Origin of the sequence: Prevotella koreensis, from assembly GCF_003977605.1 — a bacterium.
Lineage (GTDB): Bacteria > Bacteroidota > Bacteroidia > Bacteroidales > Bacteroidaceae > Prevotella > Prevotella koreensis.
In genome coordinates this window covers 2,484,322-2,510,312 of record NZ_RYYU01000001.1, presented here as the reverse complement: position 1 = coordinate 2,510,312, position 25,991 = coordinate 2,484,322, and the positions used below count along the sequence as shown (strand labels likewise).

The following is a 25,991-nucleotide window of genomic DNA, read 5'->3' as shown; positions in this document are numbered from 1 at the left end:
TTATTCAACAGTTTCGTCCATAACAATCGCTATCTTGCCACGGTAGTAGCCACAAGATGGGCATACGGTGTGATAGATGTGGTAAGAGCCGCAATTAGCGCATTTTGCCAATGTAGGAGCCACTGCCTTGTCATGAGTTCTTCTTTTAAGTGTGCGAGTCTTCGACTGCCTTCTTTTAGGATGTGCCATAATCTTTTAATATTTTAATGTTTAATCTTTTAATTTCAACAATTCGCTCCAACGGGAATCCATCGCGCCGCCGGACTCCTCATCACTGCTTCGGTCAGATGACAGTTCTTCCAGAACTTTTGCCATGACAGGGTTGCACTTGCCGGGTGCATGCACATGTCTGATGGGTATTGCCAACGTGATAAACTCATAAACGAGCCACGACATGTCGAGTATTCCTTCGTCCTCTGCAACAGTCACGACATCGTCTTCCATCGTATCTTCGCTACCGTACTTCACTATGATATGGTTTTCTGTCTCTATGGGCAGAACCATTTCTTCCAAGCACAGGTCGCACGCAACGACAACTGAACCTTCAATGCGTGAAGTAAGGTCGAAAAAGCCGCTCGCCTTGCGTATAGACAGCGACACATGCAAACGACCGCCATTCACTTCCTGACCGCCCAAAGCCTCGAAAAACGCGCTGTCAAGGTCGTTCTCGAAGACGCTCAAACCTTCTTGCAGACTCTTTAAGTCAATTCTAAGAGACTCTAAGCCATTCATTTACGTTGCGGCATGCCTCTTTATGGGCATACTTCGGGGTGCAAAGGTACAAATATTTTTTCATTTAGAAACCTTTATCATTGTTTTTTTACTTTTTTACTCATTTTTTATCGTTGAGCGTGAAACCTTTAACCGTATTAGGTCTGACAATGGGCATATTGCGTATTCCGGCAAATCAATTTGGGCGAATTTGGTCAGCAATTTGGGCGAATTTGCAAACCAATCTCGCCCAAATTGGTCGGCAAATTCGCCCAAATCACAAACCGTGAGTATAATAAGTTGGTATTCAAAACCAAACCTATATTTGGCTGATTTTGAATACCTACTTACGAGCAGTTACTTAGTTGTAAAACGGCAACGTCTTTCTTGGCCTTTTTTCTACATGGCTTTAGATGCTGCCTCCGGATTTGCTTCTTCACCACCTTTATCTTCAGTAAGTTTGAATGAGATGGGAATAGTGTATTTTACATTGACCGGCTTGCCTTTATGCATTCCCGGAGTCCACTTGGGCATTGCACGAACAACACGCAGTGCTTCGCGATCTAATTCGGGCGAGACGCACCTCACAACGACAGGGTCTTCCACTTCGCCCGTCTTGTTGACAACAAACGCCACAATAACGCGACCTTCAATATTGTTTTTTTCGGCAATATCAGGGTATTTGATATTTTTTGAAAGGAAATCAATCATTCCTTCTATCCCTCCGGGGAAAGTAGGCATGGTCTCCACCACCTCGTATGCTTTTTCCGGTACACTGTCTTTCCTTTGTTCAGCACCGGGCATTATGTCCGCCTGCCGGGCATCGACAGCCTGCTCCCCACTCTGCAGCGAGGTTATGGTGGCAACCTTGTCTTTCCCCATTCTTATCATTCCCTCGCTTTCAACTTCTGCCCTATTCATGGCTTGTTCAACTTTAGGGCTGGCAAATGCAACTATCGCAACGGTTGCAATGGGCAGCACGGCAAGGGCTTTCGCGCGCTGCCAAGGATTTGTTCTTGTTTTTTTCATCATAGTAATACGTTTTTTTAATGAATTATGATTTAAATTGTTTGCCATAGAGAAAAGATGTTCTCCTACGGACTTCTTTATAAGCAGCATCTGATACTGCTTGGCATCGATACCTCTTTTTATTACGGCCTCGTCGGCTTCATACTCATGAATGTTCTGCAGTTCTTGTTTCAAAAGCCATGCAGCGGGATTGAACCACTGAAAGACAAGGATGAAATTGCAGAATGCCACGTCCCATGAATGTCCCAAACGCACATGTGCCAACTCATGGTTTATTATCTCGCGCGGATTGTCGTGAAAATCTTTAGAACCCATAACGATGTTTCTGAACCAAGAGAATGGAGAGATGTCATCGTCAACGACAATAATACGTGACTTATCAATTACTTTATCGAAATCATTCAGTGGCATTCCGTCATGCTGCAATGCCGACGAACCGACCATCCGGCCTCTCCTCATAAGTTTGCCAAGTCTGACGAGCGACACTACCTCTCTTGCCAGAAACAGTACTACTCCAAGCAAATAGACCATGAATCCCCACTGAACCGGCGAAAGACCCATGCTCTCATCATCGCCAACAGCACCCGTAACTACGGCCTGCTCGATGACAATCAACCCCTTGGCTATTCCAATCTGCGTCTCGGTGTTTATCTTTATCAATGGCAGTAGCATCGACAACAGCAAGGAGGTGAGGATTGCAATGCGGTTGAAGCGATGGAATGTGTCACGGCTGAGCAACATCTTATACGCAAAATAGAATGTCACCATGCACAGACTGACCTTTATTGAGTAAATGAAAAGTGTTGCCATACTATCCTTTTTCTACCATTCTTATTAGTTCTTTCAAATCATCGACACTTATCTTCTCATCTTTCACGAGAGTGTTAACAGCGTTAATATAGTTTTTACCGAAGAATTTATCCACGACATTGTTCAGCGTCCCCTTGCTGTATTCTGCCTTTGTGATTTTGGCAAAATAAACATAACTGCGGGCGGTAATGGCACGATGAGCAACGAAACCCTTTTCTTCGAGTATCTTTACTAAAGTGCTGAGCGTGTTTACGTGAGGCTTTGGCTCGTTATAGAGCGTCTGCAAATCTGATATTTTCATCGAGCCTTTCTCCCATAAATGGTTCATTATTTCTTCTTCCTTATTTGTCAATTGTCTCATATCTTTTCTATTTATCAAGGTTTTTTTCCACATTCTTTCAGTTAGTATGATTGAATAATATTTATATTCATATCGCAAAGTAAATAAAAAAATCGTCACATAACTAAAATTATTAGTTAAATGTGACGATATGGGCAAATTTTTAACTAAAATAATTAGTTATATGGTTTTTGTTAACATAAAAAAAGAAGTAGGTATTCAAAATTACAAACTGTATATAAGTTTATTTTTTGAACACCTACTTCTTATTTTTTGAGTTCTATACGGAATGTGGTTCCTTTGCCTATCTCGCTGTTGAAGACATAAATTTTGCCTTTATGATATTCCTCAACAATGCGCTTGGCAAGCGATAAGCCAAGTCCCCAACCTCGTTTTTTGGTAGTGAAACCGGGCTTGAAAACATTTTTCATGTTCTTTCTTGATATGCCTTTACCTGTGTCACTGATTTCGATTATCACCTTGTCTTTAACCTCTTCCATGAAAAGTGTAATCGTTCCGGAACCTTCCATCGCATCAACCGCATTCTTGCATAGGTTTTCAATTACCCACTCGAATAATGAGGAATTGATTTTAACGATTATGTCTTGCTCCGGGAAACGACTGACCATGACAACTTTGTTGGAAGTGCGCCGGTCCATATAATCCACAACATGTGTCATTACCTCAAGAAGACTTGAAGGCACCGGCTCGGGTAATGAACCTATTTTTGAGAAACGCTCGGCAATTAGTTGTAAACGCTTTACGTCTTGTTCCATCTCCGGTATCAAAGCATCGTCCGGATATGTTTCTTTCAATATCTCCGTCCATGCCATCAAACTGCTTATCGGTGTGCCCAACTGGTGCGCAGTCTCCTTGCTCAAACCTACCCATACCTTATTCTGTTCGGCTTTCTTCGATGTGAGAAGGGCGAATATGGCTATGACAACAAAAAGCATAACAAGACCAAGAACCCAAAACGGATAGACATTAAGTCGCCGCAACATTGTGCTCTCATCATAGCATACTTCAATATAGTCGCTATCTGAAATTTCATCAAGACCGATGCGTATGCTGCGACCGGCTTTTTTCATGAGAAGACCCTGCTCTGTAACATAAGCGAGGGTATCGTTATAGGTCTTTCCTTTAACTTTAAGATTTCTGAATATTTGGGCTTGACCATCACTGTCGAGAACTACAACGGGGATAGTATTGTTCTCATCTATGACTTTCAACACCAAATTCATATCTGTGTTTTCATCTGCTTTGTTCAAAGCCCTCATCGCTTCTGCCCATACCTCCATCTTATTCCGTTCTTCGGAAGCCAAATCCTGAACCAAATAACGAGATACCAACAAACTGACCACCGCTATAATTATAGCAGCAACAACAAGAAATATCTTGACCTGCCGAATCCTATCAGTTAATTGCATATATAAAAAACGAACAATACATAATTATATTGTACTACACAAACAGAAGAGCAATATAAAACTAAACTTTTATAAACCAAAGCAGAAGTTTTACAAAATTTATTAGTAATATTGCATTTACTGTTAGACTCTTTAACTCTACAATCATGAAAAAATATCAAAATTCAATGGAATCGTTATAAAGAACTTCTTTGTTATGCAATTTATATATTTGAAGAAGATTGCCAGTAAATATGATATAGAACTGCCCGAAGTACCTCCTAGAACAAAATACTTTGACAGATGTATGTATTATGTTAAATTATGCAACATCTTATGCGAATTCGCGAATGAAAACAAATTGACTCATGCCGAAATGTGTGCATTCCTTTACGATTATGAGATTAAACTAATAAAAGAAGAAATGGAAACAGAAACTGCTTCATGTCAACAACTACCAAGACCATTACAGGCATGGTTTCTTGTGGGAACGTACCGAGAGGGAGAGCGAAATATGACACGAGGATTTTGGCAAGGTAATTCTGAAACAAAAAAAGGAGATGTTCTCGTATTTTACGAGAAATCTCCGGTTAAGTCTATTAACTCTGTATGGAGAGCGCAAGAAGCCGGTGTCATTGACCCCTTCTTCTTATATTACAGCAATACATACATTGGCAACAAGCAAGAAATTCCGCCTATATCTTTAGAAGAATTGCGCAATGATACTTACTTTAAAAATCATAAGTTAGTCCATAAGCAATTTCAAGGTGGAAGTGGTTGGCACTAAATGCAGAGGATTATAAACAGTTAAAAAGAATTCTAAAGAAAAAGGACTTTGATATTAGTTTATTACCAGAGTTAATGGCTCATGAAGCACCTCAAAATATTGATTATTCAGAGAAAGAGTCTGCTGTTCATAAATATCAAGTTATTCCATTATTAAATTCTATGGGATGGACTGAAGAGAATGGCGAGATTCTTAATCAAGTAACTCTTCATCTTGGACATGGAGAGTTCTCCAAAAGAGGCAGGACTAATGTTTCGTTACATCCATTTGGAACAGGTTTAAAGAAAGCCAGAGTTGTCATAGAAGAAAAATACTGGATGGAAAATGAAGTTCAGATAGAAGAAACATTTATTCAAGGTGCTTCGTATGCCAACCTTCAGAAAGCAAATGTACTTGTTCTTTGTGATAAATACCAAATAATTGTATACCCAATTGGATGTGATAACGATTTCCATTCACACCAAAGGATTATATTCTATTGGGATGAAATATCTCATCCGGATAAATTCAACGAACTAAAAAAGTTGTTAGCATAACCGGTAGTATAATCTAAAATATGTCAAAGATCAGATTACACTACTAAACATCCATCTGCAAAATGTCCAGATACCCTTATGTTATTACATACGTTCTTCCCTATTATTTTACCTATATATCAATACATACATTCTTCTCTATCTCCTCAAAATCTTTCTTCTGCGCCAAAACAACAAAGTGTCCCTCCGACCATTTACGGTCAAAGGGACACTTCAATTTAAAGAGGGCGGCGACCTACTCTCCCGCATTGCATTGCAGTACCATCGGCGCAGGCGGGCTTAACTTCTCTGTTCGGAATGGGAAGAGGTGGAACCCCGCAGCAATAGCCGCCTAAACATTTCGTTGCGAACACGAACATTGAAAATAATCTGATGAATAATCCATATTTCATCAACACTAATTTACAAAGCCGCGACGTATAACGACAAATGGGCACAAGCAAGAGTAAATGATAGTCATTATCACAATTTTTGACTGTTTGTGAGAATAATAAATATATAAATTATATATATAAAATACATATAAATAACATATATAAAATACACATCAATAATATATATACAATACATATGATAACATATAAATATTAATCACACACCTGAAAATAGAACTCTCATACGAAACGAAAGTCTCGGGCAATTAGTAAGGCTCGGCTTTGGCGTCACCGCCTTTACACCTGCCTCCTATCAACGTCATCGTCTATGACGACCCTCAGGGAGTCCTAATCTCGCGGACGGCTTCGCACTTAGATGCTTTCAGCGCTTATCCGTTCCAGACGCGGATACCCGGCGGTGCGGCTGGCGCCACAACCGGCAGACCGGAGGTCTGTCCAGCACGGTCCTCTCGTACTAGTGCCAGATCCACTCAAGACTCCTACGCCCACGATAGATAGAGACCGAACTGTCTCACGACGTTCTGAACCCAGCTCGCGTGCCACTTTAATGGGCGAACAGCCCAACCCTTGGGACCTTCTCCAGCCCCAGGATGTGACGAGCCGACATCGAGGTGCCAAACCACCCCGTCGATATGAGCTCTTGGGGGGGATCAGCCTGTTATCCCCGGAGTACCTTTTATCCTTTGAGCGATGCAGTTTCCATACACTTGCACCGGATCACTATGCCCCAGTTTCCTGCCTGCTCGGGGTGTCCCCCTCCCAGTCAAGCGCCCTTATGCCATTGCACTCTGTAAGGCCGGTTACCAATCGGCCAGAGGGCACCTTTGGAAGCCTCCGTTACGCTTTTGGAGGCGACCACCCCAGTCAAACTGCCCGCCAAGCAGTGTCCGCGCATCACGCGTTAGACCTCAGACAGCCAAAGGGCCGTATTTCAAGGATGGCTCCACACACACTGGCGTGTATGATTCAAAGCCTCCGGCCTATCCTACACATCGGATGACCAAGGTCAATGCTAAGCTACAGTAAAGGTTCACGGGGTCTTTTCGTCCCATCGCGGGTAATCGGCATCTTCACCGATACTACAATTTCACTGAATTCATGATTGAGACAGCGTCCGGATCATTACACCATTCGTGCAGGTCGGAACTTACCCGACAAGGAATTTCGCTACCTTAGGACCGTTATAGTTACGGCCGCCGTTTACCGGGGCTTCAATTCAATGCTTCACCAAAAAAGGCTGACATCTCCTCTTAACCTTCCGGCACCGGGCAGGTGTCAGGCTGTATACATCATCTTACGAGTTGGCACAGCCCTGTGTTTTTGTTAAACAGTTGCCTGGACCTATTCTCTGCGCCTCATATTTCTATGAGGACCCCTTATCCCGAAGTTACGGGGTCAGTTTGCCTAGTTCCTTAACCATGAATATCTCAACGCCTTAGTATGCTCTACCCGACTACCTGTGTCGGTTTGCGGTACGGGTACCCTGAAGATGATGCTTAGCGCATTTTCTCGGGAGTTTGATTACCCACACTATCGGATTGCCCCGAAGGGCGTTCCGTACTATCGGGCTTCGGCTCCGGATACGGACTTACCTGCATCCGTCAACACCTTTGCCCTTCAACGTGCTATTCCGTCAGCACGCGGTGGTGTCACTTCTCCGTCAGCGCATCGCTCAACAGGGCAGTAACGGAATATTAACCGTTTATGCCATCGCCATCGCCGTTCGGCTGAGACTTAGGACCCGACTGACCCCGGGATGACAAGCATTGCCCGGGAAACCTTGGTCTTGCGGCGGGGGGGATTCTCGCCCCCCTAATCGTTACTTATACCTACATTTGCTTTTCCAAACGCTCCAGCAGAAATCGTCTCTCTGCATTCTACGCACATGGAATGCTCCCCTACCGATACTTTTATTATTTACTATCCCGCGTCTTCGGTATCTGCCTTATACCCGATTATTATCCATGCGCGGACCCTCGACCAGTGAGCTGTTACGCACTCTTTGAATGAATGGCTGCTTCCAAGCCAACATCCTGGCTGTCACCGGGACCACACTTCGTTAGACTAACTCAGGCAGAATTTCGGGACCTTAGACGGCGGTCCGGATTCTTCTCCTCTCGGGCACGGACCTTAGCACCCGCGCCCTTACTGCACCGCAACGGCGCATGAGCATTCGGAGTTCGTCAGGACTTGATAGGCGGTGAAGCCCTCGCATCCTATCGGTCGCTCTACCTCTCATGCGGTAAACGGCACGCGGCACCTAAATGCCTTTCGGGGAGTACGAGCTATCTCCAAGTTTGATTGGCCTTTCACTCCTACGCACACCTCATCCAGAAGCTTTTCAACGCTTATTGGTTGGGGCCTCCATCCCGTGTTACCGGGACTTCACCCTGGGCATGCGTAGATCACTTGGTTTCGCGTCTGCCAACACCGACTATGCGCCCTCTTCAGGCTCGCTTTCACTGCGGATACACCTCTCGATGAGGCTTAACCTCGCCGGTGACGGCAACTCGTAGGTTCATTATGCAAAAGGCACGCCGTCACACAACATTTGTGCTCCGACCGCTTGTAGGCGCATGGTTTCAGGGACTATTTCACTCTCCTAATAGGAGTGCTTTTCACCTTTCCCTCACGGTACTCGTTCACTATCGGTCTCACGGGAGTATTTAGCCTTACCGGATGGTCCCGGCGGATTCGCGCAGGATTTCACGTGTCCCGCGTTACTCAGGATACCGCTACGCTCTCGCTCGCTTCGGATACCGGCCTGTCACCGTCTGTGGAGCAACTTTCCAGATGCTTCTCCTCACAATTGAGATACGACAGCGCGGTCCTACAACCCCGAACATGCGTTGCCACATGAACGGTTTGGGCTCTTCCCCGGTCGCTCGCCACTACTGGGGGAATCATTAGTTATTTTCTCTTCCTGGAGGTACTAAGATGTTTCAGTTCCCTCCGTTTGCCTCCATGACCAATATGTCAGGGATACCGGACCTTCAGACCGGTGGGTTGTCCCATTCGGAAATCTGCGGGTCAAGGGATATTTGCTCCTTACCGCAGCTTATCGCAGCTTATCACGTCCTTCATCGCCTCCGTGAGCCTAGGCATCCGCCATGCGCCCTTTTCTACTTTCTGATTCGCAATACACGGAACATAAGTTCCGAGCAGCTCATACTTTCAGCTGTCAAAAGTGAAATCGTCTTTTGTTTACCCGACCGCCAAAAAAGACGGGGGAAAGACGGATACGGAATGACATGCAGATCCTCTAAAAAAAAAGAAAAACACGGCATTGCCGAATCATTCACTGTCTTGCTTGTGTACCAATATGTCAAAGATCATCGCCGAATAAACGGCATAAGTGGAGAATAACGGATTCGAACCGTTGACCCCCTGCTTGCAAAGCAGGTGCTCTAGCCAGCTGAGCTAATCCCCCATAAATAAGGTGGTATGCCGACTTCCCCGGGTAGTCCCAGGCAGACTTGAACTGCCGGCCTCCACATTATCAGTGTGGCGCTCTAACCAACTGAGCTATGGGACTCCGTGCATCAAACCGAATAACGGAACAACGCATATCCCCTATCGAAAAAGACAGAGAAGAAAAGCGGTACAAGGAAGCGCTAAGGAAATAGAAATACATAAACCGATACAGTAAAATATACCTCGAATATCGACATCCTCTCCAGAAAGGAGGTGTTCCAGCCGCACCTTCCGGTACGGCTACCTTGTTACGACTTAGCCCCAATCACCGGTCTCGCCCTAGGCCGACCCTCGCGGTCACGGACTTCAGGCGCCCCCGGCTTTCATGGCTTGACGGGCGGTGTGTACAAGGCCCGGGAACGTATTCACCGCGCCATGGCTGATGCGCGATTACTAGCGAATCCAGCTTCGTGGGGTCGGGTTGCAGACCCCAGTCCGAACTGAGGCAGGTTTTGGGGATTGGAGAACATTTGCATGCTCCCGACTCGCTGTACCTGCCATTGTAACACGTGTGTAGCCCCGGACGTAAGGGCCGTGCTGATTTGACGTCATCCCCACCTTCCTCACACCTTGCGGTGGCAGTGTGCGCAGAGTGCCCGGCATCACCCGATGGCAACTACGCAGAGGGGTTGCGCTCGTTATGGCACTTAAGCCGACACCTCACGGCACGAGCTGACGACAACCATGCAGCACCTTCACAGAGACCCCGAAGGGCATCACCATCTCTGGATCTTTCCTCTGCAATTCAAGCCCGGGTAAGGTTCCTCGCGTATCATCGAATTAAACCACATGTTCCTCCGCTTGTGCGGGCCCCCGTCAATTCCTTTGAGTTTCACCGTTGCCGGCGTACTCCCCAGGTGGGATGCTTAACGCTTTCGCTAGGCCACCGGCAATTTATCGCCGACAGCGAGCATCCATGGTTTACTGTGCGGACTACCAGGGTATCTAATCCTGTTCGATACCCGCACCTTCGAGCATAAACGTCAGTTGGGATATGGTACGCTGCCTTCGCAATCGGAGTTCCTCGTGATATCTAAGCATTTCACCGCTACACCACGAATTCCGCGTACCTACGGCCCACTCAAGCAAGCCAGTTCGCGCAGCAGGACCGTGGTTGGGCCACGGCGTTTCACTGCACGCTTGACAAGCAGTCTGCGCTCCCTTTAAACCCAATAAATCCGGATAACGCCAGGACCTTCCGTATTACCGCGGCTGCTGGCACGGAATTAGCCGGTCCTTATTCATGCGGTACCTGCAATATCTCACACGTGAAACATTTTATCCCCGCATAAAAGGAGTTTACAACCCATAGGGCAGTCATCCTCCACGCTACTTGGCTGGTTCAGGCTTGCGCCCATTGACCAATATTCCTCACTGCTGCCTCCCGTAGGAGTTTGGGCCGTGTCTCAGTCCCAATGTGGGGGGCCTTCCTCTCAGAACCCCTACCGATCAAAGCCTTGGTGAGCCGTTACCTCACCAACAAACTAATCGGACGCATCCCCATCCGCTGCCGAAAAAAACTTTGCCCCGAATCGGATGCCGTCAACGGGGATTATGGGGTATTAGTCCGGCTTTCACCGGGTTATCCCCCTGCAGCGGGAAGGTTGGATACGCGTTACTCACCCGTGCGCCGGTCGCCATCACGGATCGCAAGCAATCCGCATGATGCCCCTCGACTTGCATGTGTTAAGCCTGTAGCTAGCGTTCATCCTGAGCCAGGATCAAACTCTCCATTGTAAAATGTCTGATTATAATAATTAATGACACAAAATAAACAATGTGCCATAATAATAATGTCTGTCTCAAGAATGTACAATATCCGGTACAATTTAATTGACGGTTCATGGACACCATCGAAATGACAAAAGCATACGACGGCATTCCTATTTACCAAAGGTCATGAAAAATCATAACCTCGCTTCTTGTACTACTTCTCTGTCTTATTGAAATCTATCAAAGAACTCTTTATTTATATGCTAAGCATCTATTTTTAGAAGCGAAGCGAATGCAAAAGTACAACAATTCCAAATACCCTCCAAACATTTCCAAAACATTTTCTAAAAATTTCTCAAACTTTTCTTTTTAATTTACAATCAAGCACTTTTTTACGAGTAGTCGACCCCAAAAAACGCATTGGATTCAAAATTGAAGCAATATCAATTAGAAAAAGAAAACGACCAAAAATTATGCTCTTAATTCATTCTATTATAATATATATGTACGCGCGTGACAGCTAAAGAAAAAATTCTTATATTGCTCATAAGATGTCGGAATATTGATTTAAAATTAATATTTTACAAGAAAGCTATAAAATGCAATTTTCTACAAATTGAAAAATTCACAAAAGTCTAAACATACAGAACTTATTAGGTACAGAACAAACGCCCTCATAATAAACAGAAGCCCATACTCTAAATAAAACTTAAAATCTTCAAATAGTATGCACAAGAGTCATTGTTTTTATGTAACTTTGCTATAGAACTTGAAATATGGATTATTGAATTAAAATAGGTTCGTGATAGAGTTGCATAATCTTTTCGAATCTAACTGCAACATTTATGATTCATAAAAAATCTTCTTAGAAAAATTAAGGTGTGTGGGTAATTTCACCTACTGTTATAAAGTTGTAGCAGATATGATACAAAGAATGAAAATACTTTATACAAGTATAATTATTGCCACCGTAACATTATTCATGGCTTGCAATAAACCTGTTGCACACTATACGATTGGAGTGTCACAGTGTTCTGAGGACATCTGGCGTAACAAACAGAATGCTGAGATGAAGATGGAAACCTATTTTCACGACAATGTGGATTTGAAGTTTACGGTTGCTTATGATAGCGATAAAAGACAAGTGCAACAGATTGACAGTCTTGTAGATAGTGGAATAGACTTGCTGGTTGTTGCTCCTAATCAGGTGCAAACTATTTCACCCGCCATTGACCGTGCCTACGACAAGGGTATCCCAATTATAGTGTTCGAACGAAAGACCAGTTCGCAGAAATACACGGCCTTTATTAGTGCCGACAACTATGAGATGGGTAAGTTGATGGGCGAGTACATTGTTTCACGTCTGGGAGGCAAAGGAAATGTGTTGGAGATTATGGGATTGAAAGGGTCATCGCCTGCGATAGAACGGCATAAAGGCTTTATGGATGCTATCAGCAAGGCATCAGGCATAAAGGTTGTTGGTTCGTTGCAAGGCAACTGGACCGAGCCGGAAGCTTACGAGATCACTCGCCAATGGCTATCAAAAAACAAAAATTTAAGTATAGATCTTGTTTTTGGGGCAAACGACCGCTCTGCAATGGGAGCACGTCGGGCAATACAGGCCTTCCACCCACAAGAGGAGGCCAAGAATGAAATTCTTTTTTGTGGCATTGATGGTTTACCGGGTAAAGATGGCGGTATTCAATTAGTACGGAATGGATTACTCGATGCCTCATATATCTATCCCACACATGGCGACCAAATTATCAATCTCGCCATGAGTATTCTGGAGGGGAAGCCTTACAAGAAGGAAACTATGATGATGTCGGCAATCGTAACTCGTGACAATGCTAAGGTGTTGCAGATGCAGGGGGGAGAGATTATGCGACAAATTGACCAACTGGACAGGTTGCACGACAAGGCAGACAGTTATTTGCATGAACTTGGCACACAGCGTCTTGTCAACTGGCTCTCTCTCAGCACCATCTTCTTATTGTTGGTGGTATTCGTCCTTTTCTATCTATATTATCTTCGCAAAATCAGCATGCAGCGCGAACGTATGGTAAATACGCTATGGAATATGGAAGGAACCGAACCGCAGCAGACTTTTAATCTCTCAAAAATAGAGAAGAGTTCTGATAATCTTTCTGAAGGAGAGAAGGACGACAAGACAACCTCTACTCCACTTCCTTCGGGAGATGCCGGCGGTGGAATGTTCCTCTCTCGGTTTCGCGAAGTTGTGGAAACGCGCCTCAACAACAGCGAAACAAGTGTTGACGACTTGGCTTCCGACATGAACCTTAGTCGTGTACAACTATATCGAAAGATAAAGGCGATCACAGGTTTATCTCCAGTAGAACTATTGCGCAGTGCCCGTCTTGCTCGCGCATACCAGTTCCTCCTTACCACAGACAAGAACGTGTCAGAAGTGGCCTATTCTGTTGGATTCACAGCCCCAGGTTATTTTACTAAATGCTTCAAAGAGGAATATGGAATAGTTCCTGGCGATGTAAAAAAGATGGATAATGAAGACCTGAAAAAAGGAAATTAATATATATATATTGTAATAATTATCGTTCATTCCACTGCAAAAATATTTCATTGCAACATATTTTGCATGGGATGAACGATTTTTTTATTCTTAGGATATGTTATAGCAGTACTTTTGCGACACAAAGATAAAATGAATCTAAAATTGCTAACAAAAAAAATCATTCGCAAATGGAAAAACAGAAAACATTTTCAGTTCTGAGCTTGACACGCCGACTGATGTTGTCACTGTTCTTAATTCTGGCAAGCACCACAATTGCTATTGCGCAGACAGAGACAAGTGGTAAGATTATCGACAACACAGGCGAACCTATCATCGGAGCATCCATCATGGAGAAAGGCACATCTAATGGTACCACCTCCGACATCGATGGTAACTTCAATCTAAAAACCTCACCCGGTGCGAGAATTGTAGTTTCTTTCATCGGATTTGAATCACAGGAACTACCGGCTACATCGGGCATGAACATCACTCTGATCGATAATGCCAAGGAACTTAGCGAGGTGGTGGTCACAGGTTATCAAATGCAACGCAAGGCCGACCTGACCGGTGCTGTGGCGGTGATGAACATGAAAGGTGCCAAGAGTGAAAGCAATCCCAACATGCTGAACTCTATGCAGGGCAAACTGCCAGGTGTTAACATCGTGACCGATGCTGCCCCAGGTGGTGGCGGTGCCAGCATTCGCGTGCGTGGTATGAGTACGGTCAACGGTGCATCTCCTCTCTTCGTTATTGACGGTGTAGCAACCACCGAAAACCTCAACTCGCTTAACGCTGCCGATATAGAGTCGATACAAGTGCTGAAAGATGCATCTTCGGCCTCAATTTATGGTAGCCGTGCCGCCAATGGTGTGATTATCATTACTACAAAGAAAGGTAAGGGCGACAAAGTAACCGTAAATGTGAACTACACCGCATCGCTCAACACCATTGCCAAACAGTATAAAGTACTTGATGCCCAGCAATGGGGACAGGCTTATTGGATTGCAAACAAGAATGCCGGACTCCAGCCCTCTCATCCCTTCTATGGCAATGGTGAAACCCCGCAACTTGTCACTAATCTGGATGCTGCGGGCAAGGTGCGCGCGGGCAATACAAACTGGCAGGACGAGGTATTCTCATCTGCTTGGACCAATAATCTCTCGGCCTCTGTCAGCAACAGCACCGACAAAGGCTCTTACATGCTCTCAGGAAACTATATCAACCAAAACGGATTGATGAATTATACGTTCTATCGCCGATACACCGCTCGTATCAATACCACATATAATATAAATAATATATTCAGTGTGGGAGAAAACTTAATGATTGGGCAGTGGAACGAACGTGGCTTCGGCACCGGAAACGACCGTGGCATTCCCTACACTGCCATGCGTCAACATCCCGCAATCCCTGTGAAAAACATCGATGGTATTTGGACTAACCCTATGCAACTTAGCGGCTCAGACATTGCTAATCCCGTACATGAACTATACAATAGACGTGACAACTCCAACGAGTCGTGGCGCATCTTCGGCAATGCCTACATCGATATCAAGCCTATTGACGGCCTGACATTGAAGTCAAACCTTGGTATTGAGCACACGCAGTTCTTTAACAAAAACCTGGTACGTCGTATTCAGCCTTCAGACATGAACAGCGTTTCGCGTGACTATGGCCAGGGCGACACATATACATGGACTAATACTGCCAACTACATGCCTACCTTCAAGGGTTTGCACCATCTGAACATATTGCTTGGCTCAGAGTTTATCAAATATCGTTATGAAGACCTGAACGGTGTTAACCGAGACTATGCTTTTGAGGACGCAGACTACATGCAGATTGGTGTTGGCGGTGGCGAACAAACCATTGGTGGTGGTAAAGGAGAGTGGGCTTTGTTCTCTCTTTTCGGCAAGGTGGATTATAACTATGCTGACCGCTATCTGCTCTCTGCAACATTGCGCCGTGACCAGACCTCGCGTCTGTATAAGGAACACAACTCCGGCATCTTCCCAGCCTTTTCTGCTGCTTGGCGTGCCAGCGAAGAAAAGTTCTGGCCAAAGAACAAGTTGGTTCGTGATTTGAAAATTCGTGCCGCTTGGGGACAGAATGGAAACTCTGCCATCAGCGACAACTATGCTTACTACACCCGCTATGTCTACAATCTGAACCACGGCTCTTACGATCTCAATGGCACAAACAACAGTGTAGTTCCCGGCATCGTGGCTGCTAGTAGTGGCAACCGCAACTTAAAATGGGAAACAACCACTCAGACCAATCTCGGACTCGATGCACAACTCTTCGATGGTGCACTCAGTCTTTCGTTCGACTATTTCTGGAAGAATACCAAGGACATGCTCACTATTCCGCCAACACTATCAGTGGAAGGCGAGGGTGCAGCCATGTGGATGAACACCGGCGAGATGAAGAACAACGGTTGGGAACTCACAATGACTTACAATTCACCGCAGTATAGCGATTTCTCGTGGAATGGTACGCTGAATCTCTCGCAGTATAAGAACAAATTGGTTAAGTTCAACGATGTAGTGACCTCTCAGGGTGGCGACTATCGTCTGATGGTGGGTCAACCCATGGGCATCTACTATGGCTACATCTGCGATGGAATATTCCAGAATGAAGACCAGGTGTCTAACCACGCACAGCAGCAGGGTAAAGGTGTTGGTCGCCTCATCTTCCGCGACATTGATGGCAATGGTGTGGTAAACGAACAGGACCGCTGCATCATCGGTGACCCGAATCCGGACTTTGCGATGGGCTTTAACCTTGATCTGCACTACCGCGACTTCACACTCTCGGCATTCTTCTCAGGAGAATTTGGTTTCGACATCTACAACACCACGCGTCGCCAGCTCGAATTCATGCACTATGGCGGTGGCTCAAGCACCAACCACGGCGCTGACATCCTGAATGCATGGAGCCCTACCAACACCGGCGCAACAATTCCCGCCCTGACTATGGTGGACAACAACAACGAGACTCGTATGTCTAACTATTTTGTTGAAGACGGTTCCTATCTGAAATTGAAGTACCTGAAACTTGCCTATCAGTTGCCTAAGAACATCGCAAGCAAACTATATGCCTCAAACATCAGCGTCTTTGGACAAGTGGAAAACATTTTTACTATCACCTCCTATAAGGGACTTGACCCCGAGGTTATTCTCGGTGGATATGGCGCACGTGTCGATAGCGGTCTTTATCCACGCGCCAGAACCTTCACACTGGGTCTGAATTTAACGTTTTAAGTTACAGTAAACAAAATAAATAAATTAGTCATGAATACCAAGATATATAAAGCATTCATTGTATTTTGTATGGGTTGCGCCTCTGTCGCAACAACCACAAGTTGCACCGACATGCTCGACCTAGCCCCTCAAGGTGAGTTCACCTCCGAGCAACTAACCGATGAGAGCATCAAAGGTTTGATGTCTTCTGCCTATCAAGGTCTCGAGGCCCACTTCTTTGACAATAACAATGCAGCCTTTGCCGGCCCTATTACCAATTGGGTGTTCGACGTTCGTTCTGACGATGCCTACAAAGGCGGAGAGGGAGTTTCGATGGAAGCCAACATTCATCAGTTGGAGATTCAGAACATCACCAGCGACAATGCCACATGTCTGAATAAATGGGAGAACAACTATCTCGGCATTGCCCGTGTTCACAAAGCCATGCGTGCAATCAACGAGGCCTCTAATGTGAATGATAAGGAAGCACTACTGGGCGAACTGAAAACCCTACGCGCTTGGTTCTATTTCGATTTGAACCGCATTTTTAAGAGCATTCTCTACTTCACAGAGAATGATGATCCGAAGAAAATTCCTACTGGCAATATGAGCAAAGACGAAATCTATGCTGCTATCAAGGCCGACCTTGAAAGTGCCTTTAACACAATGCACGAAACGCAAGAGCAACCCGGTCGTTTCACGAAATATGTAGCTGCAGCGTTGTTGGTAAAAGTTAATGCTCAGACATCCTCATGGAGCGAAGTTGAAAAATGGGCTAACGTGGTTATTCAGAGTGGCAAATACGAGCTCTACGACAATTTTGCTGACATGTCGAAACTGGAGTTCGACAACAAGAAAGAGAGCATCATGGCCGTGCAGTTCTCAACAGCCAACAACAATATGCACGTAAACTTCTGCAACCTGCTCAACACCACTCGCTCTGATGGCAACCTTTTCGGTTCGGGCGACGACTTCTTTCTGGGTTCGCAGAATTTGGTCAATGCTTTCCGCACAGATGCTAATGGTCTGCCCTATCTCGATGGAACTTTTAACAATGTTCGTGTCACCAGCGACTACGCAGGTTCTGTCGATCCCCGCCTCGATCTTACAGTAGGTCGAATCGGTCAGCCTTTCCGAGGCCATATCTATACTCGTGGCTGGTGTCGCGACTATAACACCTATGGCGAGTACTCGGGCAAGAAAGGCCTCATCGACCCATCTAGCCCCGACATGGTAGAGGGCTTCCCATGGGGAGCCAGCGGTCTTAACTTCATTCTTATCCGCTATGCCGACATCCTGCTGCTCAAGGCGGAGGCATTGGTCGAACTGGCTGCGGGCAATAACGCACAACCAGAAATTGACATTGATGGTCGGTTAAGAGAGGCTCGCGACATAGTGAACAGCATTCGTAAGAAAGCCGCTCGCAGCATTGACAGCAACTACAGACCTATTGACCTCGACCCATTTACAGCCAATTATAACATTGGTCTTTATCCCACCGACTGGGATGGCAATCTCTACTGGACCAAAGAACGCGCTCGCATGGCAGTACGTATGGAGCGCCGACTGGAACTTGCAATGGAGGGCCAGCGCTGGTTCGACCTTGTGCGCTGGGGTACTGCGGTCACCACCGTCAATAAATACATGCAGGAAGAGGCAACGCTGCGTTCCTACTACGCCGGTGCCAGCCTTACCAATGACGAAATCTATCTGCCAATACCTATCTCGCAGATTGAAAACTCTAACGGATTGTACAAGCAATAATTTAGAAAAATACATAAAAGAAAATCAAAACTTATGAATATAAAATCATATAAAAGCATAGTTGTATTCAGCATCCTCTCTATCTTTTTTGCAGCATGTTCGGAAATAGAGTATGAACCGGCAAACTATAGTGAACCCGTAAAAAATCTCATAGCCGAGTACACGCAGGGGCATCGTCAGGTAACTCTTCGCTGGGACAATCCCACCATACAGGGTCAGACCGGCATTCAGATTATCAAAGACAATATTGATGTCATTCAATTAGACGAGGTTGTGAACAGTTACTTCATAAAAAAGGCCCCTACTAACGTTGATGTCAGTTATACGGTGAAAGCTCGCTACAGCGACGGACGAGTTTCTGAGGGTCAGACCGTGCGTTTCAACATCGCCTACGAAGTAAAAAAAGGCGATTCTAAGTTTGCCATGCTTCTGCCAAACGACTATGCTACCGGATCTGTAGACGAAAAGGATGCCGCCGATTGGTTCACGAAAAACTATGTGAACAAGGGCAAGGGCATCATCCTCACTCCGGCTACAATCGACGACCTTGACATCGAAGAAGAGTCAGTATGCTGGGTGATGTGCGACCGTATTGGCATTGGTCGCGGATGGGAAAAGCTGCCCGGAGACCTGGCCAATACTGCGACCATCGAGGCACTGAAAGCATTCTGTCACGATGGTGGTAATCTCTTCCTCACCAACCATGCCACACAACTCACCGTTGCTCTCGGTCGTATTGATTCCGGCTATGCCCCCGGCATCTTCGGTGATGGGGCGGGAGGCGAGAATCCGGACATCTGGGGTGTACATCCCATCATTGGAAACGTTGAAGGACAGATATACGACCACAGAGACCACGAAATATATAGTGGTATGACTTATGAACCAAGTCTCTATGCCGGAATATACTGCTTTGAAGGTGCCGGTGTAAAGGGCGACCATAACTGTATGTGGGATTTGAATGCCTACGGACTGGCACCCAATCCTAATGTTGTAAAGGCATGGGAGGAACTCACCAACTCAACCGTACTTGGCACATGGAACCATGTTGTGGACTATTGTTGCGCAGGTATTATAGATTTTGCTCCAACCACCACCTTTGCCGGACGCATTCTTGCCGTAGGCCTTGCTTCTTATGAGTGGAACATTGGAAGAGAGAATGATAAGCAAGCAGAACTGGAAAAGTTCACTTCCAACTGTATTAACTATCTGAAATAATGGGATAAATGTATCGAACTGTCTGGCAAATTGCTTTTGTCAGACAGTTTCTTTGAAACATTGACAAATAAAACTTTCCTAATCATGAATCTAAAAAATTATATACTGTTCGCATTGGCAACAATATGTATTGAAGCCTTTGGGCAGAATGTTGTAGCACATTTCGACATGTCACTCAACAATGGTAACATAGTTGAGAAAGTAACCAACGACAGTTATCTTGTCAACTCGCAGTTGCCACCATGCACAGTGACAGGTCTTGATGGCGAGGCACTGCGATTCGATGGATATAGTAATTATGTGAAGGCAGCACTACCCACTTCGGCTTTAAGCACCGAGTCACTGACATTGAGCATAATGCTTGCCGCCGAATCCTATCCGATGATGCAGACAGATATAGCAGAAACTACCCCAACGTTTGCCACTATATGCGGAAATCTCGATGAAACAGCAAAAAAGGGCTTTGCACTGCAACTATCGTCACAGGGCGATTTGCGTCTTGTCGTCGGGGTGGCTTATGGCTCCGGCTATATGATTGTTGTAGATGGCAACGAAAAACTTCCTCGTGGAAAGTGGAACCAATTATCTATGGTGTTCGACAAAGATGGTAATGCTGTGACACTTTATCTTAACGGAAATAATATAGGTTCGAAGAAAGTCAACAAATGTGCTCTGAATCATTCTGAAAACCACTTCTGGATTGGTAAGGATGCCACAGAAAAAAAGTACGGCCCGTTTCTTATTAATACTTTCTGCGGAGCCATTGACGACATAGCCATCTATAACAGCATTACCACGCCATCGCCTTTCACACCAACGATTGCCGGTCTTGCTTTTCCGCAATCGCGCTATGAAAACGACACCTATCATGCTCTCTGGCGACCACAGTATCACTGCATGCCCGGCGGTTCGTGGACTAACGAATCTCACGGTATGATTTACTCAAACGGTCGCTACCATGTTTTTTCACAAAAGAACCCCAACGGCCCATATATGTCGCGACTCCACTGGGGACACTATTCTTCTGACAATCTGTATGATTGGCAGGAAGAACCTATTGCCATATATCCCAGTGAAAAGTTCGACATGAAAGGTTGCTGGAGTGGTTGTGTTTATGAGGATGGTGGTACACCATACATTATTTATACTGCCGTGGATAATGCGAAGGCACGCATTGCACAGGTGAAGGCCAAGGACGCAACGCTCGTGGAGTGGACAGACAAGAAGGTCGTCATCGACGGACGTTCTCCAGGACTAAGCGATGATTTTCGCGACCCCTACTATTTCGAGGCAAATGGCCAGAAGTTCGTCATAGTTGGTACCAGCAAAGACGGACTCGGCGCATGTACCTTACACCAACTTAAAAATGGCACATGGACCAACGATGGCTCCATATTCTTCCAGTCCACCAATTCTTCGATATATGGTACTTTTTGGGAAATGCCTAACCTTACTCCTCTCACTACCCCCGAAGAAGGTAAACCCACTAAATGGCTCTTCACCTGCACCCCATTAGGACTTAGCTCCGGCACGCGTACACTCTGCTGGGTGGGAACAATAGGAAAGGACGGAAAGTTCACACCGGATGGTGGTATCAGTAATGTGCAGTACTTTGAAATGGGTGGAATCAGTAAGAATGGTTATGGTTTACTATCGCCCACAATCTGTCAGAAAGAAGGTAAAACGCTACTCTTGGGCATCGTCCCCGACAAGGTTTCTGCCGAACAGAATGCCCAAATGGGTTGGGCTCACACCTTCTCTCTACCACGCGAAATCAACCTTTCTGCCGATGGCAAACTGGTGCAAAAACCTTTTAGCGGACTCACAGCCATGCGCACTGAAATTGCTGTGGAAAAGAACTTCACACTGATTGGAACAGAAAAACTTTATCCCGTCAGTGGCAGGCAGATAGAGATAAAGGGCGAGTTTACCGTGGGTAATGGCATTTGCGGTTTTAATTTCCTAAAGCACGACGACAAGCAGGCGCAGTTGAGTTATGATGCTTCAACGGGCACTCTGAAACTGGACTACACCACATTGAATCGCTTGAAAAACGATGATGGTCTGTGGACGGTATCTCTACCGAAGAAAGTTTCTGTGGGCGAGACATTGAAACTGCATGTATATATCGACGGTTCTATCATTGACATCTTCGTTGGCGAGGAATGGGCTTTCAGCGTAAGACTCTTCCCTACTGATGCCACTGCTATCGATGCAGAGGTGTTTGCCGAAACTTCTACACAGGTAAAGGTGAGTGCCTGGACATTAGATGCAAAACGAAAAACAAGCGGTATAAATCACCCCGACTTCAACCTATCTTCAAACGATATTTTTAGCATCTACGACCTTCAAGGCAGACACATCATCAAAGCACAAATAAAAAAAGGTATGTACATTAAAAACGGAAGGAAGTATGTTGTTCGTTGATTCGCTTGCCGTGATAGGCATAGCTACCATTTCTCTCGGCACAATTCAAGAAACTGATGGGGCACAGGAACGAACATTTTGGCTGCGCAATGCCGGAGATGAGTCGGTTGTGTTGTTGCAGGGTTACACGTCGTGTGTTTGCACCACAATAGTTTTTGATAAGGATGCCAACATCTCTCCTGGCGACAGCACTGCCGTCACGCTGCATTTTAATCCGCGTGGCAAGGGTGGAGATTTCGAGGAGGTGGGCACACTTCTATATGGAAGCGAAATGAGGAAAAAACAAGGCAAGAAACCACACCATATTCAGTTCGCCTTGACCGGTCGGTGCATCACCGGCGAAGAAACTCTCATGCGGCAGTTTCCCGTACACATCAATGACAACCTGCGTCTCTCCACAGACCGTTTCGATTTGGGTGTAATGCGGGTCGGTGAAACGAAAGAGCGCAACGTAGTAGTATTGCATAAAAACAAAAACAACTCACAAGAGCGTATCCCAATACATTTCACAGTTGATGCCGACAAAAAGAAGGGTATTCAACACATCGCCTATCCTATCATCGTAGATGGAACGGAAGTATCCATTCTGCTGGATGTTCTCATAAAATAATGGTAGAATTGTTTCAAAGAACGAAATATGTTAACCTTTGAAACAAAATTAGCAATCAAAATGCGTACTTTCCATTAATTTTGCCACAGAAAATTTAATAACTAAAAAACAAGCAATTATGTTTAACAGATTTTTAATCACGTTTTTATTAGCAATGACTTTCGTTTTTGCCAAAGCACAGCATCAGCCAATGATATTGGGCGAAAATCACGCCATGCTACGCATATCGTCTGACAAAACATATCTTTTGTTGCCCGTCCATGAGAGCGAAGAAAATGCAGAGATAGCAGTGCTGGACAATCATAATGAGGTGGTGAAACGCCTGAATGTTCGTTTAGCAGTTGACAAAGTGGATAGTTACGTACCATTGGATCTTTCAAAACTCAACACCGGACACCCGATGCTTCTTGATATCGTCTTTCATGGCGAGCGCAGACAGGTGGGTGTTATGAAAGACTTTGTCTGCTGGAAGACTATTAAGAATGCTGATGAGTTTGACACGACAAATCGTGAGCATTTCCGTCCTATCTATCACCACACTCCGCAGTATGGGTGGATGAATGACCCTAATGGCATGTTCTATAAAGATGGTGTGTGGCACTTGTATTTTCAGTTAAATCCTTACGGTTCACAATGGGAGAACATGACATGGGGACATTCTACCTCGCGCGACTTGATTCATTGGAATGCAGAGCCTCTTGCCATCGAAGCAGATGGTCTGGGAGCAATTTTCTCCGGTTCGTGCATCATACATGGCGATGATGTCATCGCTTTCTATACTACTGCCGGACGACACCAGACGCAATCGATGGCAATATCTAAGGACGGCGGACAAACGTTTACCAAGTATGACGGCAATCCGATAATCACGAGCGACAAGCCCGATTTCCGCGACCCTAAAGTGTTTTGGCATGAGGATACAAAACGCTGGATAATGCTTATCGCCGTAGGTCAGGAGATGCAGATTTTCTCTTCTACGGATCTTAAAGATTGGCAGTATGAGTCAGAGTTCGGTCAGGAATATGGAGCTCATGGTGGTGTTTGGGAGTGTCCTGATTTGTTTAAGATTGACAATAAGTGGGTGCTCATATGCAACATCAACCCTGGTGGTCTTTTCGGAGGTTCTGCCACACAGTATTTCGTGGGAGACTTTGATGGACACAAGTTCACTTGTGAATCAATGCCTAAGGTAATGAAATGGCTTGATTATGGTAAAGACCATTACGCTACAGTTTCATTCCACAATGCCCCGGACAATCGCCATGTAGTATTGGCATGGATGTCAAACTGGCAATATGGTAACAAAGTACCCACAGAACAGTTCCGTTCTGCCAATTCGATACCTCGCGACTTGAGATTATTCAACTATAACAATGAGAGTTACGTCAGTGTTATACCCTCAGAGGAGATGCTTGCTCTTCGTGGTGCTAAGGTGAAAAAGCCCACAGAAGCTTGCGAGATAGTTGTAGATGTTAAGGGGCAGACAGAAATTGTTCTGTCGAACGCGAGAGGCGAACAGGTTACTTTTGTATATGACAAAGCAAAAGAGACCTTCACCATGGATCGTACAAAGAGCGGTGACACCACTTTCAACGAGAATTTCCCTGCTGTTACGGTGGCACCAATCTTCGGACAGATGAAGCAACTACGTATTTTCATTGACCGTTGCTCTATCGAAGCATTCGATGCTGAAGGCAAAATGTCTATGACAAACTTGGTGTTCCCATCAGAACCTTATAATAATATAAAGATAAAAGGTGGCAAGGCAACCATCTATCAAATCTCGGAATAACATAATATAAAAAAATGACAAAAAACAAAAATCAAACATGGGTCAGAACAAATCCCTTTATCTTATCCCCGTGATGCTCTGCTTCTTCTGCATTGGCTTCGTGGATCTGGTAGGCATTGCCTCCAACTATGTAAAAGAAGACCTCTCACTAACGGACTCCGTTGCCAACGTATTCCCTTCACTCGTCTTCTTCTGGTTCCTTATCTTCAGTGTACCCACCGGCATGCTGATGAACAAGATTGGTCGTAAAAAGACCGTATTGCTATCGCTCGCCGTTACAGTAGTATCATTATTATTGCCGCTCTTTGGTGAGAATTTTGGGATTATGCTTGTTGCTTTCTCACTCCTTGGCATAGGCAACGCTCTGATGCAAACATCGCTCAATCCGCTGGTTTCGACTGTGATGGGAGGTGGCAATCTGGCTTCCACATTGACCTTTGGACAATTCGTCAAAGCCATTGCCTCATTCTCGGCTCCTTATCTGGCAACATGGGGTGCTACGATGGTTATCCCGGAATTCGGACTGAATTGGCGAGTGCTATTTGGAATATTCCTGATAGTAGGTGTGCTTTCTACCATATTACTTTGGGTGACTCCCATTGAAGAGTCGCCAATCGAGGGCAAACCCTCTACATTCGTGGAAAGTTTCAAACTCTTAGGCACACCTATCGTATTGCTATCGTTCCTCGGCATTATGTGTCATGTGGGAATTGACGTAGGAACAAACACCACTGCTCCAAAGATTCTGATAGAACGCCTTGGCATGAACCTTAACGAGGCTGCCTTTGCCACATCGCTTTACTTCATCTTCCGCACACTCGGTTGTCTTACGGGCTCTTTCTTCCTGCGCATACTGAAGATGCGCACCTTCTTCATTATCTCTGTTTGCATGATGGCTCTGTCTATGTGTCTTTTGTTCTTCGGACATGATAAATTGATTCTCTACACGGCGATTGCTCTTGTGGGTTACGGCAACTCAAATGTATTCTCCATGTGTTTTGCAACTGCTTTGGAGTCAATACCGGAGAAACAAAATGAAGTCAGTGGTTTGATGATTATGGGACTATTTGGCGGAACCGTGTTCCCACTACTTATGGGACTTATGAGCGACTCAATGGGACAAGCCGGCGCTGTGTTAGTAATGGCTGTAGGAGTGGTTTATCTATTTACTTATATCAAACAACTAAAAAAAGCATAGAAT

Annotated in this window: 15 protein-coding genes, 2 tRNA genes and 3 rRNA genes; 10 read left to right on the top strand and 10 right to left on the bottom strand. The window is 45.3% G+C overall.

Annotation, left to right across the window (positions count from 1 at the left end; all coding sequences use genetic code 11):
• The 5 genes from rpmF to EHV08_RS10605 all read right to left on the bottom strand — a co-directional run bounded on the left by rpmF (position 1) and on the right by EHV08_RS10605 (position 4,320).
• Complete coding sequence (gene rpmF / locus EHV08_RS10625; protein ID WP_126679240.1) at positions 1–189, bottom strand: 50S ribosomal protein L32; 189 nt, start codon at positions 187–189, stop codon at positions 1–3.
• A 21-nt stretch (positions 190–210) separates the two neighbouring features.
• The gene (locus EHV08_RS10620) at positions 211–732 is read right to left on the bottom strand and encodes a YceD family protein (RefSeq protein WP_126679239.1); all 522 of its coding nucleotides are present in this window, start codon (positions 730–732) and stop codon (positions 211–213) included.
• A 378-nt stretch (positions 733–1,110) separates the two neighbouring features.
• Positions 1,111–2,550 carry a M56 family metallopeptidase gene (locus tag EHV08_RS10615; RefSeq protein WP_126679238.1) on the bottom strand — a complete coding sequence of 480 codons (1,440 nt, stop codon included), beginning with the start codon at positions 2,548–2,550 and terminating at the stop codon, positions 1,111–1,113.
• 1 nt (position 2,551) lies between these two features.
• Positions 2,552–2,911 (bottom strand): BlaI/MecI/CopY family transcriptional regulator, encoded by a 360-nt coding sequence (locus EHV08_RS10610; RefSeq protein ID WP_126679237.1) that lies wholly within the window; start codon positions 2,909–2,911, stop codon positions 2,552–2,554.
• Positions 2,912–3,156: 245 nt separating this feature from the next.
• Positions 3,157–4,320 (bottom strand): sensor histidine kinase, encoded by a 1,164-nt coding sequence (locus tag EHV08_RS10605; protein WP_126679236.1) that lies wholly within the window; start codon positions 4,318–4,320, stop codon positions 3,157–3,159.
• A gap of 211 nt (positions 4,321–4,531) precedes the next feature.
• Here EHV08_RS10605 and EHV08_RS10600 point away from each other — a divergent pair, with 211 nt between their 5' ends.
• Together EHV08_RS10600 and EHV08_RS10595 are read left to right on the top strand one after the other, a co-directional pair.
• Positions 4,532–5,086, top strand: a complete 555-nt coding sequence (locus EHV08_RS10600; protein ID WP_126679235.1) for a hypothetical protein — start codon at positions 4,532–4,534, stop codon at positions 5,084–5,086.
• Positions 5,077–5,622 (top strand): hypothetical protein, encoded by a 546-nt coding sequence (locus EHV08_RS10595; RefSeq protein WP_126679234.1) that lies wholly within the window; start codon positions 5,077–5,079, stop codon positions 5,620–5,622. The genes EHV08_RS10600 and EHV08_RS10595 overlap by 10 nt, the downstream gene beginning before the upstream one ends.
• Positions 5,623–5,844: 222 nt before the next feature.
• Here the strand turns inward: EHV08_RS10595 and rrf are convergent.
• The 5 genes from rrf to EHV08_RS10570 all read right to left on the bottom strand — a co-directional run bounded on the left by rrf (position 5,845) and on the right by EHV08_RS10570 (position 11,228).
• Positions 5,845–5,957: ribosomal RNA gene (rrf, locus tag EHV08_RS10590) — 5S ribosomal RNA — on the bottom strand.
• A gap of 286 nt (positions 5,958–6,243) precedes the next feature.
• Positions 6,244–9,149 (bottom strand): 23S ribosomal RNA (locus tag EHV08_RS10585).
• A 224-nt stretch (positions 9,150–9,373) separates the two neighbouring features.
• Positions 9,374–9,447, bottom strand: a tRNA-Ala gene (locus tag EHV08_RS10580).
• A gap of 31 nt (positions 9,448–9,478) precedes the next feature.
• Positions 9,479–9,552 (bottom strand) — tRNA-Ile (locus EHV08_RS10575).
• 145 nt (positions 9,553–9,697) lie between these two features.
• Positions 9,698–11,228, bottom strand: a 16S ribosomal RNA gene (locus tag EHV08_RS10570).
• The 16S, 23S and 5S rRNA genes sit together here with 2 tRNA genes alongside, the layout of an rRNA operon.
• 910 nt (positions 11,229–12,138) lie before the next feature.
• On the opposite strand from EHV08_RS10570, the gene EHV08_RS11485 reads away from it, so the two are divergent.
• The 8 genes from EHV08_RS11485 (at position 12,139) to EHV08_RS10530 (ending at position 25,988) form a co-directional block, all read left to right on the top strand.
• The gene (locus tag EHV08_RS11485) at positions 12,139–13,755 is read left to right on the top strand and encodes an AraC family transcriptional regulator (protein ID WP_158676082.1); all 1,617 of its coding nucleotides are present in this window, start codon (positions 12,139–12,141) and stop codon (positions 13,753–13,755) included.
• A 170-nt stretch (positions 13,756–13,925) separates the two neighbouring features.
• Positions 13,926–17,000 (top strand): SusC/RagA family TonB-linked outer membrane protein, encoded by a 3,075-nt coding sequence (locus tag EHV08_RS10560; RefSeq protein WP_238988073.1) that lies wholly within the window; start codon positions 13,926–13,928, stop codon positions 16,998–17,000.
• 30 nt (positions 17,001–17,030) lie between these two features.
• A complete protein-coding gene (locus EHV08_RS10555; protein WP_238988072.1) occupies positions 17,031–18,743 on the top strand; it encodes a RagB/SusD family nutrient uptake outer membrane protein in 1,713 nt (570 codons plus the stop codon).
• A 33-nt stretch (positions 18,744–18,776) separates the two neighbouring features.
• Positions 18,777–19,961, top strand: a complete 1,185-nt coding sequence (locus EHV08_RS10550; protein WP_126679233.1) for a DUF4960 domain-containing protein — start codon at positions 18,777–18,779, stop codon at positions 19,959–19,961.
• Positions 19,962–20,045: 84 nt separating this feature from the next.
• A complete protein-coding gene (locus EHV08_RS10545) occupies positions 20,046–22,388 on the top strand; it encodes a LamG-like jellyroll fold domain-containing protein (RefSeq protein ID WP_126679232.1) in 2,343 nt (780 codons plus the stop codon).
• Positions 22,375–22,998, top strand: a complete 624-nt coding sequence (locus tag EHV08_RS10540) for a DUF1573 domain-containing protein (RefSeq protein WP_126679231.1) — start codon at positions 22,375–22,377, stop codon at positions 22,996–22,998. Before EHV08_RS10545 ends, EHV08_RS10540 begins: the two co-directional genes overlap by 14 nt.
• 154 nt (positions 22,999–23,152) lie before the next feature.
• The gene (locus EHV08_RS10535) at positions 23,153–24,790 is read left to right on the top strand and encodes a DUF4980 domain-containing protein (RefSeq protein WP_238988071.1); all 1,638 of its coding nucleotides are present in this window, start codon (positions 23,153–23,155) and stop codon (positions 24,788–24,790) included.
• A gap of 37 nt (positions 24,791–24,827) precedes the next feature.
• A complete protein-coding gene (locus tag EHV08_RS10530) occupies positions 24,828–25,988 on the top strand; it encodes an MFS transporter (protein WP_126679229.1) in 1,161 nt (386 codons plus the stop codon).
• The last annotated feature ends 3 nt before the right edge of the window (positions 25,989–25,991 follow it).